A 14,603-nucleotide genomic window follows, 5' to 3' on the forward strand; every position below is an offset into this window, starting at 1 on the left:
GTAGAGTCAAACGCTGATTTCCACTTTCTTATTTGCCGCATCATGAAAATCGGTGAACTGGCCAAAGTCGCGAACACGCCTGTCGAAACCATCCGGTATTACGAGCGCGAGCAACTGCTGCCCGAGCCCGCGCGCACCGACGGCAACTACCGCATCTACGACGACGAGCATGCCCAGCGCCTGGGCTTCATCCGGCGCTGCCGCTCGCTGGACATGACGCTGGACGAAATCCGCAGCCTGCTGAAATTCCGCGATGCGCCGCAGGACGATTGCGGCGAGGTCAACCAGTTGCTGGATGACCATATCGGCCACGTGGCCGCGCGCATTGCCGAATTGAAGACGCTGGAGAAGCAGCTCAAGGCCCTGCGCCTGCAGTGCGGCGGGCCCGAGTCGGCGCACAACTGCGGCATTCTTCAGGAGCTGGACACGGCCGCGCTCGCGCCCGAGACCTTCGGCCAGCATGCCGGGCATGTGCACGGCTCATTGCACAGCACGGCCGCGAAGCGTTCCGCCTAGCCTTCTGCTCTGCCCGGCAGGCGTTGCGCAGCGGGCTACTTGCCCACCAGTTGCGTGAGCTTGTCCGCCTCGAACGACTCGTCGCGTGCCGCATCGCCGGGCACACAGTCCCTGGTGCCCGGATGCGCGGACAGCTTCTCGATGGCCTGCCAGAGCAGCGCGATCTGGTGTTCCTGACTCGATGCGTTGTCGATGAGCCCGCGCATGGCCTGGCTCAACGGGTCGTCGTCCTGCGTGATGCCGTAGGCGGAGAACTTCTGCGGCGAGGCCACGTCGGCGCTCTCGCCCGTCTTCGACGGAATGATGCGCGCCGGAATGCCCACCGCGGTCGCCCCAGCCGGCACCGGCTTGATGACCACCGCGTTGCTGCCGATCTTGGCGCCGTCGCCCACCACGAACCCGCCCAGCACCTTGGCGCCCGCGCTCACCACCACGTTCTTTCCCAGCGTCGGGTGCCGCTTTTCGCCCTTGTAGAGCGAGGTGCCGCCCAACGTCACGCCCTGGTAGATGGTGCAGCCGTCGCCGATCTCGGCGGTTTCGCCGACCACCACGCCCATGGCGTGGTCGAAGAACACCTGCTGGCCGATCTTGGCCGCCGGGTGGATCTCGATGCCCGTCATCCAGCGCGCCCAGTGCGCGATGAAGCGGGCCGGCCACTTGAAACCGTGTGTCCAACAGGCATGCGCCCAGCGATGCAGCACCACGGCATGGAAGCCGGGGTAGACCGTGATCACTTCCCAGGCGCTGCGGGCGGCCGGGTCGCGTTCGAGGATGCACCGGATGTCGGCGCGCAGTCGAGAGAACATCGCTGCCTTTGTTGTCGTTATATCGATAGGGGGCGGGCAGTCTAAAGCCCCGTGTCATCGCGTACGCGCGATGGGGTTTTACGAATCGCCGGGCGTGCGGGGTGTCCGCGTTGCGTCGGTCATGGCCTTGGCGATGCCGCGCAGGATGTGGATTTCTTCGGGCGTGGGCTGGGCGCGGTTGAAAAGCTGCTGCAGCCGGGGCATCAGCTTCTTGGGCGCGGCCGGATCGAGAAAGCCGATGTCCACCAGCGAGCGCTCCCAGTGGTCGAGCATGCCCGCCACCGACTGCGCATCGGCCGCCTGCACCGGCGCCGTGGCGTCGCGCACCTCGTAGCCGCCGAGCGCCAGCCGCCACTCGTAGGCCACCACCTGGATGGCCGCGCCGAGGTTCAGCGAGCCGAATTTCGGGTCGGTCGGAATGCTCAGCGCCACGTTGCAGCGGTAGACGTCTTCATTCCGCATGCCGAAACGCTCGGAGCCGAACAGGAAGGCGACGTGCTGGTCGCCCTGCCTGGCCAGGGGTTCGAGGTGCTCCCGGGGCGTGCGTGTGGGCGGGCCGAAGTCGCGCGGGATCATGGCGGTGGCGCAAAGGTGGGTTACGCCGTCGAGCGCCTCGTCGAGCGTTTCGACGATGCGGGCGTTGGTCAGCACGTCGAGGGCGCCACTCGCGCGCTGGATGGTTTCCTCGCGCCGCAGCACGTTGGCCCAGCGGGGCGCCACGAGCACGAGGTCGTCGAAACCCATGGTTTTCATGGCGCGGGCGGCCGCGCCCACATTGCCGGCGTGGCTGGTCTGGATCAGGATGAAACGGGTGCGCATGGCAGGGTGGGGAGACACAAACGGGCGGAGCCGGTAAAATGCCCGATTCTCGCCGCCCGCATCGCCGGGCCGCAGGGTCGCCAGGATTGCTCAGATCGAATTCTCGGAGACCCCTTCCACCGTTCTTCTCACAATCCAGAATGTCGTCCCCCAACCTGCATCCCATGCTCAACGTGGCCGTCAAGGCCGCACGCGCCGCCGGCGCGATCATCAACCGCGCAGCCCTCGACGTCGAGGCCGTGCGCATCTCGCAAAAGCAGGTCAACGACTTCGTGACCGAAGTCGATCACGCCAGCGAGAAGGTCATCATCGAAACGCTGCTTGGCGCATACCCGGGGCACGGCATCCTGGCCGAAGAATCGGGCACCGAATACGGCGCCAAAGACTCCGATTTCGTCTGGATCATCGATCCGCTCGACGGCACCACCAATTTCATCCACGGCTTTCCGGTCTACTGCGTGTCGATCGCGCTGTCGGTGCGCGGCAAGATCGAGCAGGCGGTCATCTACGACCCGAGCCGCAACGACCTGTTCACCGCCACCAAGGGCCGCGGCGCCTACCTGAACGAGCGCCGCATCCGCGTGTCCAAGCGCACCAAGCTCAGCGAGTGCCTGATCTCCACGGGCTTCCCGTTCCGCACTGGCGACAACTTCAAGCAGTACCTGGCCATCATGGCGGACATGATGCCCCGCATGGCGGGCCTGCGCCGCCCCGGCGCGGCTGCGCTCGACCTGGCCTACGTGGCCGCCGGCTTCACCGACGGCTTTTTTGAAACCGGCCTGAACCCCTGGGACGTGGCTGCCGGCTCGCTACTGGTGACCGAGGCCGGTGGCCTGATCGGCAACTTCACGGGCGAGCCCGAGTTCCTCGATCAGCGCGAATGCCTGGCCGCTGCCCCGCGCGTCTACGGCCAGCTGGTGCCGCTGCTCGCCAAGTACTCGAAGTTCGCCAACGTCGACGACAAGCTGCGCGCCAGCGACCGCGTGCGCGCCGTATCGGCCTCGACCAAGTCGAGCACCGAAGACGCCTCGGTCGACCTCTATGCCCGCAGCACCGTGGTCGACTTCGCGGACGAAGCCGCCGAGGGCGACAAGCCCGCCGTGGCGGCCGCCCCCGCCGCGCCCCGCAAGCTCACGCGCATCCGCCGCGATGCACCTGCGGCACCCGGCGCAACTGGCGCACCCGGCACTGGCAGCCCCTTCGAGGGCGACGCTTCCGCCAAGTGATGGTGCTGGGGCCCCGCGCCGCCGCCCGGGTTCGCGCGGCTTTGCGCATTGCGCTGAGCCACTACGTCGCGAGCGGGCTCACCGTCGCGCTCGGGCTCCTGTTCATTTCGGGCGGGGTGCACCTCTGGCTGGGCACCCTGGCCGCCTCCGCGGCGGCCACCGGCGTGATCGTGACCGCGCCGCCCGACCTGCCCGGCCCGCGCCGCGGCAAGTTCTTCCAGATGCTGCCGGCGCCGCTCATCGGCCTGCCGCTCTTCTTTGCCGTGCAGATGCTGCACACCGCGCCGATCCGCCTCGGCCTGCTGCTGGTGCCGGCCACCTTCGTGGCCTTCCTGGGCATGGCCTGGGGCAAGCGGGGCATCCCGATCGCGATCGCGGTGATGTTCTCGATGATCTTCTCGATGGCCACGCAGGCGCCGCGCGACATGGCCGATGCCATCCAGCGCACCTGGCACTTCGGCCTAGGCGCGGGCCTGTACGTGATCTGGGCCACGCTCGCCAACCTCGCGCTCAACGGGCGCTTTCGCACCCAGTCGGTGGCCGACGTGCTCTATTCGCTGGCTGCGCTGATGCGCACCGAGGCCAGCCAGTTCCTGCCGCAAGACGAAACCCGCGACGTGCGCGACACGCCCGCACCGGTGCTCGGCCAGCTGCTGCGCGAGCAGGCCGCGCTGGCCGACCAGCTGCAGGCCACGCGCGACATCGTGCTCGAATCGCCGCGCACGCCGCGCCGTCAACGGCTGGCCGCGATGCTGGTGATCGTGCTCGAAATGCGCGACCAGCTGCTGGCCAGCGAGCTCGACCTCGACACGCTGCGCGCCCACCCCGCGCATGCCGAGGCGCTGATCGAGATGCGCTGCGTGCTCGAAGAACTCGCCGAAGAAACCATCGCGCTGGCCGATGCGCTGCTGATGCGCCGCACGCCCGCCGTGGTGCCCGACCGGCGTCCGCGGCTGGCGGCCATCCACGTGTCGGCCGACGACAGCGCAAACACCCTGGGCGGTGGCGGCGGCCACATCGGCCCGACCGCCGCGATGCTCGCGCGTGGCCTCGCGAGCCGCATCGGCCACATCAACGACGAAGTGCTGCGCCTGTCGGCCATGGCGCGCGGCGACGCCGAGCCCAACCTGGCCGTGGTGCGCGCCAACTGGCAGCTTTTCGTGAGCCCGACCGACTGGTCGTGGCGCCCCTTCCTCACGCTGTGGCGCTGGGACGCGCCGCCGCTGCGCCACGCGATTCGCGCCGCGCTGGCCATCGCGGCCGGCTACGCCATCGCGGTGTCGATGCCCTGGGGCTCGCACGACTACTGGATTCTTCTGACCATCGTGGTCGTGCTGCGCGGCAGCCTCTCGCAGACGCTGGAGCGGCGCAACGCCCGCGTCGCCGGCACGCTGCTGGGCTGCGTGCTCGCAGTGGGGCTGCTGTCGGCCCACCCGTCGGCGCTGATGCTGCTGGTGATCGTGACGGTGGCGCAGGCCATCGCGCACAGCTTCGCGGTGCGACGCTACCTCATCACCGCCGTGGCCGCCACGGTGCTGGGCCTCGTGCAGGCCCACATGCTGAACGTGGGCGTGGCGCCCATCTTCGCGCTGTTCGAACGCATCGCCGACACGCTGATCGGTGCCGCGCTGGCCTGGGGCTTCTGCTACGTGCTGCCCTCGTGGGAGCGCAGCCAGATTCCCGCGCTGGTGGCGCGCACGCTCACCGCCCAGGCACGCCATGCGCGGCTGGCGCTTGGCCTCGGCCAATTGCAGGCCATCGACAGCAGCCCTGAACTCGAATGGCGCCTCGCGCGCCGCGAGGCCTACGACAGCCTGTCGGCGCTGGTGCAGGCCACGCAGCGTTCGCTCTCCGAACCGCGCGCGGTGCAACCGCCGCTCGAGCCGCTCGAACATCTGCAGGCCCACAGCTACCAGTTGCTCGCGCAGCTCAGCGCCGTGAAATCGATGCTCGTGCTGCGGCGCGACCGCCTCACGCCGGGCGAGGTCGAAGGCCCGATCAGCCGCACCGCGCAAAGAATCGAAGCCGCCATCGGAACTACACCGACCACTGGCCCCTCTCACCCCGAGAGCGCCGGCTCCACCACCGTTGGTGGCCCGATTCCCCTGCCCGACCCGTTCGACAACGACATCAGCCCCTGGCTGCTGCGCCGACTCGATCTGGCAACGGCCCTCGCCACGCAGCTGCGCGACGACGCAGCGCGCATTCTTCAACCGCTGAACGAGACAACACCGCCCGCGACCACCGCTTGATGATCAAAGAGATACTTGCCCACCCCTGGTTCGGCACATGGGTTGCCGCCCTGATCGCAGTTCCCCTCGCCCTTCTCGCCCACCGCATCGGTGGCCTTGTATTGAGGCGGATCACCCGCCCGGCGCCGGCGATCCATGCGATGGTGGTCAACTGCAACGCGGCGGCGCGGCTGGTGCTCCCGCTGGTCGCGTTGCTGCTGGTGTGGCAGGCCGCGCCCGACGACCTTCACTTCATCGGTAACGTGCGGCATTTCAACGGCCTTCTGCTGATCGCCGCGACCACCTGGCTCGCGGTGAAAGCCATCAGCGGTTTCGCCGACGGCGTGCTCGCGCAGCACCCCTCGGACATCGCCGACAACCTGCAGGCGCGCCGCGTGCTCACGCAGACCCGCGTGCTGGCGCGCACCGCCATGACGGTGGTGCTGGTGGCCGGCGGCGCGATGATGCTCATGACCTTTCCGGGCGCGCGCCAGGTCGGCGCCAGCCTGCTGGCCTCGGCCGGCGTCATCGGCATCGTGGCCGGTCTTGCGGCCAAGCCGGTGTTCAGCAACCTCATCGCCGGCCTGCAGATCGCGCTGGCGCAGCCGATTCGCATCGACGACGTGCTGGTGGTCGAAGGCGAATGGGGCCGCGTGGAAGAGATCACCGGCACCTTCGTGGTCATCAAGATCTGGGACGAGCGGCGCCTGATCCTGCCGCTGACCTACTTCATCGAAAAGCCGTTCCAGAACTGGACCCGCCATTCGGCCCAACTGCTGGGCGCGGTCTTCATCTACGCCGACTACGGCATGCCGCTCGCGCCGCTGCGCGAAGAGGTCGAGCGCATCGTGAAGGCGGCGCCCGAATGGGACGGCCGCTTCTTCAACCTGCGCGTGACCGATGCGACCGAACGCACGATGCAGGTTCGCGTGCTCTGCACGGCCGCCACCTCGGGCCTGGCCTTCGACCTTCGCTGCACCGTGCGCGAAGGGCTGATCGACTTCATGCAGCGCGAGTACCCGCAGTTCCTGCCGAAGATGCGGATCGAGAGCGAGAACGGCATGCACGAGAAACGGCAGGAGCCGCAGCAGCAGCCGATGCTGTAGCTGTTTGTTGCCGCTCGATTCAGGGCGCGCTCACGCCGACGGCGTACTCCCCTCCGCGAATGCCCCCCGGGGCTGCGCCCCTCCTCCTTTATTTCGCTGCGGGGAGCACGCCGCCGGCGTGAGCGTTTTCAGAGCAGTCGTTGATCGGCTGCACACCAGCAGCGTGCCCCAGTGCGAATGGCACCGGGTGCTCCCCGCAGCGAAATAAAGGAGGAGCGAAGCGGGGGACATTCGCGGAGGGGAGCACCCGGTGTCATTCGCACGCGTCCTGAACGACAGCGCCCCGAAAAAGAGCGCAAAAAGACCGGCAGCCCTACTTGGCCGAAGCCATCATGTAGTCCACCGTCAGGTTCGCCAGCGCACGCACCCCGTTGACCAACGCCGGCTCGTCCACATAGAACTCCGGCGAATGGTTCGATGCGGCCTTCGTCACGTCCACCCCCTTGGGTGTCACGCCCAGATTGAAGAACAGCCCCGGCACGCGCTCCTGGTAGAACGAGAAGTCTTCCGACGCCGTGGCCTTCGGCCCAAGCATCCAGTTGCCCTCGCCCGCCACGCGCTGCAGCGTCGGTGCCATCTGCGCCGTCAACGCCGGCTGGTTGACCGTTGCGTTGTACAGCTCCACCACCTTGAACGTCGCCTCGGCGCCCGCACTCGCGGCAATCGACTCCGTCGTGCGCTTCATGCGCGCGTGGATGTCCTTCTTCATGCCTTCGTCGTAGGTACGCACCGTGCCCATCATCTCGACCTTCTCGGGCACGATGTTCATGCGGTTGCCGCCATGGATGGTGCCCACGGTGATGACCGACGGCTCCAGCATCGCGTTGACCTGGCGGCTCTGGATGGTCTGCAGCCCCATCACGATCTGCGAGGCCACCACGATCGGGTCGATGCCGCCCCAGGGCCGCGCGCCGTGCGTCTGGCGGCCCTTCACGTCGATCCAGAACTGGTCGGCCGCCGCCATCGCCGCACCGCTGCGCCAGGCCAGCTTGCCCGACTCGATGCCGCTGCTCACATGCAGCCCGAAGATCGCATCGACCTTCGGGTTGTCGAGCACACCCTCGGCCACCATCTGCTTGGCGCCCCACATGTTGCTGCCGTTGGGCTCGAAGTCGGCCGGGCTCTCTTCGGCCGGCTGGAAGATGAACTTGACCGAACCCGGCAGCTGGTCCTTCATGCCCGCCAGCACCTCGGCCGTGGCCATCAGGATGGCGACGTGCGTGTCGTGGCCGCAGGCGTGCATCACGTCGACCTCCTTGCCCAGGTACTGGCCCTTGGCCTTCGAAGCGAAGGGCACGTCGACGCGTTCCTTCACCGGCAGCGCGTCCATGTCGGCGCGCAGCGCCACCACCGGCCCCGGCTTGCCGCCCTTGAGCAGGCCGACCACGCCGGTCTTTGCCACACCCGTCTTGACCTCGAAGCCGAGCTTGCGCAGATGGTCGGCCACCAGCTTTGCCGTGCGGGTTTCGTAGTTGCCGAGTTCGGGGTGCTGGTGAATATCGCGGCGCCATGCGATCAGTTGGGCCTCGACCGCCTTGGCGCGCGTGTCGATCTGCGCCTGCAGCGATGCGGCGCCGCTGGCTTGCTGCGCACCGGCCGAAGCGGCGCACAGCGCCAACGCGGCGGCCAGCACGGGGCGCATCAGGCCCGCACGGTGCAAGGGTCGGGAAGTTTTTTTCATGTCTCTCTGTCTCCTGTTGAATGTTCTTTTGCGAGCCTGTGGCACCGCATGCGATGCACGCGCGGCCAAGGCCCGGGACTCTAGGTTGCGACACCCGCCGTGTATGTCCGCACAGATGGGGACACGGGAACCCGGCCGGCGCGCGCCATGGCATTATTTCGCCGGAGCGCTCGCGGCCATGACACCGACAAGACAAGCGCCGGAGACAACCACACATGACCAACGAATTGACGCTGCCCGTGCAGGACGCATGGCTGGGAGACGCCGTCCAGCACCTGGGCAGCTCCAGCTTTCATTCGCGCCTGCTCGAAGGCCTGAACGCCGCGCTGGGCGCCGACCACGTCAGCTACCTCTGCTACGACGGACACGGCCGCGTGCAGGCGGCGTCGGCGGCCAGCGTGCTCGACCAGCACCTGATCGAGTCGACCACCGAGATCTTCGTCAAGCGCTTCTACGAGCGCGACCCCAATTACCCGCTGATGTGCAGCGACGCACGCGGCGGTGCCTCCGATGGCAGGCCCGAGCTCCAGCTGCTCTGGATGTCGCCCGCCAGCATCGGCGACCCCGAATACCGCCGCCTCCTGTTCGACCGGCCCGGCTTCTCCAGCAAGGTGTCGCTGCTGCGCCGGTGGCGCGACCAGACCTGCTACCTCAACCTGTACTTCTCGCGCACGAAGGTGCAGCGCGACCGCACGGCGCGGCTGATGCGCTCGCACGCCTCGACGCTCATGGCGCTCGCGCATCGCCACGATGAGCTGGTGTCGCTGCACCGGCAGCCCGAAGCCAGCCACGCCCACCTGTGGCCCGAGCTGTCGCAACGCGAACGCGAGACCGCGCGGCTGCTGGTCGAAGGCTGCACCGCGAAAGAAATCGCGCGGCAGCTGTCGCTGTCGCCGGCCACCGTCATCACCTACAAGGAGCGCGTCTACGCCAAGCTGGGCGTGCAGAACCTGCGCGAGTTCCTGACGCTGGCCAGGCACTGAGCCGGCCGCTTTTTTCTTTCTTCTTCCATAACTACTACATGAAGACATCCATGAACAGATCCCTTCTCAAGCTGTGCGGCGCCCTGCCCATGGCCGCCGCCCTCGCGTTCGGACAGGCGCAGGCCGAGCCCACCGTCGTCGCGCCCGTCAAGGGCTACACCTTCGAGGGCGACAAGCTCGTCAGCTTCTCCGCCCTCGCCTTCGACAAGGGCCGCGTGCTGGGCGTGGGCGACGCCGCATCGATCGCCAAACAGTACCCCGATGCGCGCAAGGTCGACGGCCAGGGCCGCACGATGCTGCCGGGCCTGATCGACGCGCACGGCCATGTCTTTCGCATCGGCTTTCGCCAGAGCGAAGTGGTCGTGACCGAGACGCGCACGCTGACCGAGGCCCTGGCCAAGATCAAGGCATACGGACAGGCCAACCCCGCGCGCCAATGGATCATGGGCTCGGGCTGGAACCAGGTGATCTGGAAGCTCGACCGCTTTCCCACTGCGGCCGAACTCGACACCGCCATCGCCGACCGCCCCGTGACCCTGCGCCGCGTCGATGCCCACGCCATCTGGGCCAACACCAAGGCACTGCAGATGGCCGGCATCACGCGCGACACGCCCGACCCCGTGGGTGGGCGCATCGAGCGCGACGCCAAGGGCGAGCCCACCGGCATCCTGGTCGACAAGGCACAGCTGCTGCTGACCAAGGTGATGCCGCCCTACACCGATGCCGAGCGCCGCATCGCGCTCGACTCGGCCATGCGCCACTTCGCCTCGCTCGGCCTCACGGGCGTCGGCGACGCCGGCACCAGCGCGGACGAGGCACGCATCTACCGCGAGTTCGCGGACGCGGGCAAGCTCACGTCGCGCGTGTACGCCATGATCAACGACGTCGGCGACGACTACAAACAGCTCGCGCCCAAGGGCCCCGTCAAGGGCTATGCCGACGACCGCTTCAACCTGAGCGCCGTCAAGCTCTTTGCCGACGGCGCCCTCGGCAGCCGCGGCGCGGCCCTGCTGGAGCCCTACAGCGACGACCACAACAACAAGGGCCTGCTCTTCATGGACGACGCCGTGCTGCGCGGCAAGGTGCGCACCGCGCTCAAGGCCGGCTACCAGGTCAACGTGCACGCCATCGGCGACGCGGCCAACCGGCAGATCCTCGATGCCTTCGAAGCGGCCTACAAGGAAGACCCGAACGGCATGGCCCGGCGCAACCGCATCGAGCACGCGCAGGTGGTGTCGCTGCAGGACATTCCCCGCTTCAAGACCCTGGGCCTGATCGCATCGATGCAACCGACCCACGCCACCAGCGACATGAACATGGCCGAAGACCGCGTGGGCAAGGAGCGCATCAAGGGCGCCTATGCGTGGCAGACCTTCCTGAAGCAAGGCACGGTGATCGCAGGCGGCTCCGACTTTCCGGTCGAATCGGCCAACCCGTTCTACGGCCTGCATGCGGCCGTGACCCGCACCGACCACCAGGGCAAGCCCATCGCCGGCTGGCACCCCGAGGAAGCGATGACGCTGCCGCAGGCCTTCCGCGCCTTCACGCTCGATGCGGCCTACGCCGAACACCAGGAGAAATCCATCGGCTCGCTGGAGCCCGGCAAGTGGGCCGACTTCATCGTCGTCGACCAGGACCCGTTCACGATCGCACCGGGCGAGATCTGGAAGACGCAGGTGCTGGAGACGTGGGTGGCGGGCGAGCAGGTCTATCGGCAGAAGGCTGCGCGCTGAACAGCCGAGTCGGCGCCGACTGAACGGCTGAGCCTTTCAGTTCCGGCGCCCCTTGGCGCCGGCACGCGCCTCGGCATCGGCGGCACCGGCCGCACGACCGGGTGCTTCCACGGCCCGCGCCGGAATCGGCACCGACATCACGATCGAGGTGCGCGTTTCGCCCAGGTGGTTGATGCTGCCCACGAAATCCTCGAGGTGCTCGATGTCGCGCGCGATCACCCTGAGCACGTACGAGTCCTGCCCCGTCACGTGAAAGCATTCGAGCACTTCGCTCTTGCCCTTGAGCAGCTTGATCAGCCGCGCCTTCTCGGGCTGCAGGGTGTGGATGCCGATCAACGCCGTGACGGTGTAGCCCGCCTTGCGCGGCGGCACCACCGCGCGGTAGCCCTCGATCACGCCCGCCTCTTCCAACCGTTTTACCCGTTCCGAGGTCGAAGGCACCGACAGGCCGACCTGCCGCGACAGCGAGGTCAATGAGGTGCGTGCGTCTTCCTGAAGCACGTCGAGGATCTGCCAATTCTTGGGATCGATTTCCATGGATTTAAGGCAAGGGTTGGATATTTGCTTCCGATCTCAGGCAAACAGCGCGATCTGCCTGAGCTTCGCCATTTTCACCAACGAAACGTCTCGAGACAATTCGATGCCAGCCCGATCACCTCGGCCACCTCGACTGCTTCGATCACCTCTCGAACAACGCACATGGATCTCGCCCTCTTCCTCAAGTCCCTCGTCATCGGGCTGTCGATTGCCGCGCCCGTGGGGCCCATCGGCCTGCTCTGCATCCAGCGCACGCTGGCGCACGGCCGCACCATCGGCTTTCTGAGCGGGCTGGGCGCGGCGCTGGCCGACGCGTGCTACGGCGCCATCGGTGCGCTGGGCGTGTCGGCCGTCATCGCGTCGATGGTGGCGGCGCGCGTGCCGCTGGCGCTGGGCGGCGCGGCCTTCCTGGCGTGGATGGGCATTCAGCTTCTGCGCGCGCCGGTCGCCACGCAGGCGCGGTCGGCGCAAGACGCCACCACGCCGCTGAAGGCGATGCTGTCGGTGTTCGCGCTGACGCTGGCCAACCCGATGACGATCCTGTCCTTCATTGCGGTGTTCGCATCGGTCGCGACCGGGCACGTGGGCGGCACCGGCACCGCGACGTCGATGGTGCTCGGCGTGTTCCTGGGCTCGGCGCTGTGGTGGCTCGGGCTGTCGACCGGCGTGTCGATGGTCCGGCACAAGCTGAGCGCGCGAGCCATGCAGTCCATCAACAGGCTGTCGGGTGCACTGCTGCTTTGCTTCGCGGCGTACCAGCTCTCGACGCTGCTGACATCCTGAGCGCTCCCGGCGCAGAATCCGGCGAAGACCAACGCACCGGATTGGAAGCCATGACCGACCAGCAAGATGCAGCACCAGACAGCACGGCAGCACGCGTTGCCCTGTGGCGGGCCCTTCATCTGGAGGCCGACCCCGCGCCGCATGTGCTCGAAGACAGGATCGGCCTCGAACTCCTCGCCCCCGGCGCCGACTGGCGCAGCCGCGGCGACATGGACCCGCAGTTCACGCGGCCCTTTCGCGCGTCCATCGTGGCGCGGGCGCGCTTCATCGAAGACCTGGTGGTCGAACAGGCCGGGCGCGGGCTGGGCCAGTACGTGATCCTGGGTGCCGGCCTCGACAGCTTCGCGCAGCGCAGACCCGACCTTGCATCGCAACTCAAGGTGTTCGAAGTCGATCAGCCAGGCCCTCAGGCCTGGAAGCGGCAACGGCTGGTCGAGTTGGGTTTCGGCATTCCGGACTGGCTGCGCTTCGTGCCTGTCGACTTCGAGGCCGGAGACAACTGGAAAGACGGGCTCGTGGCCGCCGGCTTCGACGACAGCAAGCCGGCCATCGTGGTCTCGACGGGCGTCAGCATGTACCTCACCAAAGAGGCGAATGCGGCCGCATTGCGCCAGGTCGTCGCGGCCCTGGCTCCGGGCTCGACGCTTGCCATGACCTTCCTGCTCCCGCTGGAGATGGCAGACCCGGAAGTGCGCCCCGGGCTCGAGATGGCGCAGAAGGGTGCACGCGCGAGCGGGACGCCGTTCATCAGCTTCTTCACGCCGCCGGAAATTTTGGCGCTGGCCCGCGAGGCCGGCTTTGCGCAGGCACGGCACATCTCGGCGACCGATCTTGCGCAGCGCTACTTTGCTGGCAGGGCGGATGGCCTGCGCCCGCCCAGCAATGCAGAAGAGCTGCTGCTGGCGCACACGTAGGCGCGGCGCGACTCAGGATCGCGAAGGCGACGGGAGCCGCTCCCTGCGCCGCATCGCGGGCAGCTCCAGGTTCGTCAAGGCCCGCAGCAGCCACTCCACCGGCCCATAGGCAAAGCGCCCCATCCACCAGCGGCTGAGCGCCAGTTGCGCTCCAAAGATCGCGAAGGCGAATGCGAAGGTCGCCAGCGGCCCGACGGTGCCCATCAAGCGAAGGCCGTACGCCAGGAAGATCCAGGCACACACCAGCGACTGCAACAGGTAGTTCGACAGCGCCATGCGTCCGGCCGGCGCCAGCAGATTGGCCAATGCGTGGCCGTGCGGCGTCTGGAACAGCAACAGCATTCCCGCGCCATAGGCAGCGGTAAGGAACGGCGCCGTCAACAGCCCGAGCGACAGGCTGTAGATCTCGCGCACCGAGTCGTTCAGCCGCACCGATGGCCACGCATAGAACACCGCGCCCGGCACACCCACGATCGCGCCCCAGAGCAGCAGCCGCTTGAACAGCGCCCGATGGGCTTCGACGTGCGCAAGCAGCCCACGCCGGCCGGCGATGAAGCCCGCGAAGAACATCGCCAGCGCGGTGGGCGCCTGCACCAGCCCGATCACCACCCAGACCTGCGACAGCTCGCGCAGATGCCGTGCGATGACCGTGGCCGGCGTTCCACGGTAGGCCGCAAGGGCCGACACGGCTTCGGCGATCGCACCCCGGGTGTCTTGCGGAGCGCCCGAGAGCACCAGCAGATAGCCCACGCCGGCCCATACCAGCGAGGTCGTCAGCACGAGGCCGATGGCGCATCGCATCAGGAACACATCGCCCCGCCGCCGCAACACCAGCAGCACTGCGCCCAGCACCGCATAGGTGGTGAGGATGTCGCCGTGGTACAGCACCACCGCGTGCAGGATGCCGATGACCCACAGCCCCACCAGCCGCCGCAGCAGGCGCGGCACGAAGGGTTTGCCATCGCGCTCGGCCGACTGCATCTGCAAGGTGAAGCTGTAGCCGAAGAGGAACGAGAACAGCAGGTAGAACTTGGTCTCGAACAGCAGGCTGCGAACGTACAGGGCCGCGCGCTCGGCCACGGACTGCGCCATCGGATCGGGCACGCCCACGCCGTAATAGGACGAGGCAAAGCTCGCGATGTTGACGACAAGAATGCCCAGCAGCGCGAAGCCGCGCAGGGCATCGACCAGTTGCTGGCGATGGTTGGCAGACGCGCGCACGGGCGGCGCGGAAAGGTTCTGGGGCGACATGGTGTCTTCGGTCGAAT

At 67.7% G+C, this 14,603-nt stretch carries 13 protein-coding genes; 8 read left to right on the plus strand and 5 right to left on the minus strand.

Going from position 1 to position 14,603, the window contains the following annotated elements; translation table 11 throughout:
- Positions 1-42: 42 nt before the first annotated feature.
- Positions 43-516 (plus strand): Cd(II)/Pb(II)-responsive transcriptional regulator, encoded by a 474-nt coding sequence (gene cadR / locus ACGLHS_RS23440; protein WP_394483693.1) that lies wholly within the window; start codon positions 43-45, stop codon positions 514-516.
- A 35-nt stretch (positions 517-551) separates the two neighbouring features.
- On the opposite strand, the gene cysE is transcribed toward cadR, so the two are convergent.
- Together cysE and ACGLHS_RS23450 are read right to left on the minus strand one after the other, a co-directional pair.
- On the minus strand, positions 552-1,343 hold the full coding sequence (cysE, locus tag ACGLHS_RS23445) for a serine O-acetyltransferase (protein WP_256327268.1): 792 nt from the start codon (positions 1,341-1,343) through the stop codon (positions 552-554).
- Positions 1,344-1,400: 57 nt separating this feature from the next.
- Positions 1,401-2,141, minus strand: a complete 741-nt coding sequence (locus tag ACGLHS_RS23450; protein WP_394483695.1) for an RNA methyltransferase — start codon at positions 2,139-2,141, stop codon at positions 1,401-1,403.
- A 140-nt stretch (positions 2,142-2,281) separates the two neighbouring features.
- Between ACGLHS_RS23450 and ACGLHS_RS23455 the strand changes: the two genes are divergently transcribed.
- From ACGLHS_RS23455 to ACGLHS_RS23465, 3 genes are read left to right on the plus strand one after another with little or no spacing between them, the layout of a single operon-like run.
- Positions 2,282-3,367, plus strand: a complete 1,086-nt coding sequence (locus ACGLHS_RS23455) for an inositol monophosphatase family protein (RefSeq protein ID WP_093239205.1) — start codon at positions 2,282-2,284, stop codon at positions 3,365-3,367.
- Entirely contained in the window at positions 3,367-5,619 is a 2,253-nt protein-coding gene (locus ACGLHS_RS23460; protein WP_394483697.1) for an FUSC family membrane protein, read from the plus strand. The genes ACGLHS_RS23455 and ACGLHS_RS23460 overlap by 1 nt, the downstream gene beginning before the upstream one ends.
- Positions 5,619-6,704 (plus strand): mechanosensitive ion channel family protein, encoded by a 1,086-nt coding sequence (locus ACGLHS_RS23465; protein ID WP_394483699.1) that lies wholly within the window; start codon positions 5,619-5,621, stop codon positions 6,702-6,704. Before ACGLHS_RS23460 ends, ACGLHS_RS23465 begins: the two co-directional genes overlap by 1 nt.
- Positions 6,705-7,017: 313 nt before the next feature.
- Here ACGLHS_RS23465 and ACGLHS_RS23470 read toward each other — a convergent pair whose 3' ends face one another.
- Positions 7,018-8,385, minus strand: coding sequence for an amidohydrolase (locus tag ACGLHS_RS23470; RefSeq protein ID WP_394483701.1), 1,368 nt, complete (start codon positions 8,383-8,385; stop codon positions 7,018-7,020).
- A 215-nt stretch (positions 8,386-8,600) separates the two neighbouring features.
- Here ACGLHS_RS23470 and ACGLHS_RS23475 point away from each other — a divergent pair, with 215 nt between their 5' ends.
- Positions 8,601-9,368, plus strand: coding sequence for a helix-turn-helix transcriptional regulator (locus ACGLHS_RS23475; RefSeq protein WP_394483703.1), 768 nt, complete (start codon positions 8,601-8,603; stop codon positions 9,366-9,368).
- Positions 9,369-9,406: 38 nt separating this feature from the next.
- The gene (locus ACGLHS_RS23480; protein ID WP_394483705.1) at positions 9,407-11,101 is read left to right on the plus strand and encodes an amidohydrolase; all 1,695 of its coding nucleotides are present in this window, start codon (positions 9,407-9,409) and stop codon (positions 11,099-11,101) included.
- Positions 11,102-11,137: 36 nt separating this feature from the next.
- Here ACGLHS_RS23480 and ACGLHS_RS23485 read toward each other — a convergent pair whose 3' ends face one another.
- The gene (locus tag ACGLHS_RS23485; protein ID WP_394483707.1) at positions 11,138-11,638 is read right to left on the minus strand and encodes an Lrp/AsnC family transcriptional regulator; all 501 of its coding nucleotides are present in this window, start codon (positions 11,636-11,638) and stop codon (positions 11,138-11,140) included.
- Between the two features lie 162 nt (positions 11,639-11,800).
- On the opposite strand from ACGLHS_RS23485, the gene ACGLHS_RS23490 reads away from it, so the two are divergent.
- Complete coding sequence (locus ACGLHS_RS23490) at positions 11,801-12,421, plus strand: LysE/ArgO family amino acid transporter (protein ID WP_093239198.1); 621 nt, start codon at positions 11,801-11,803, stop codon at positions 12,419-12,421.
- A gap of 50 nt (positions 12,422-12,471) precedes the next feature.
- Entirely contained in the window at positions 12,472-13,335 is an 864-nt protein-coding gene (locus ACGLHS_RS23495; RefSeq protein ID WP_394483709.1) for a class I SAM-dependent methyltransferase, read from the plus strand.
- A 12-nt stretch (positions 13,336-13,347) separates the two neighbouring features.
- Here the strand turns inward: ACGLHS_RS23495 and ACGLHS_RS23500 are convergent, their stop codons facing one another.
- A complete protein-coding gene (locus ACGLHS_RS23500) occupies positions 13,348-14,586 on the minus strand; it encodes a DUF418 domain-containing protein (protein WP_394484334.1) in 1,239 nt (412 codons plus the stop codon).
- Positions 14,587-14,603 lie beyond the last annotated feature (17 nt).

This window comes from Variovorax sp. VaC1 (genome assembly GCF_043658315.1).
Classification (GTDB): Bacteria; Pseudomonadota; Gammaproteobacteria; order Burkholderiales; family Burkholderiaceae_C; genus Variovorax.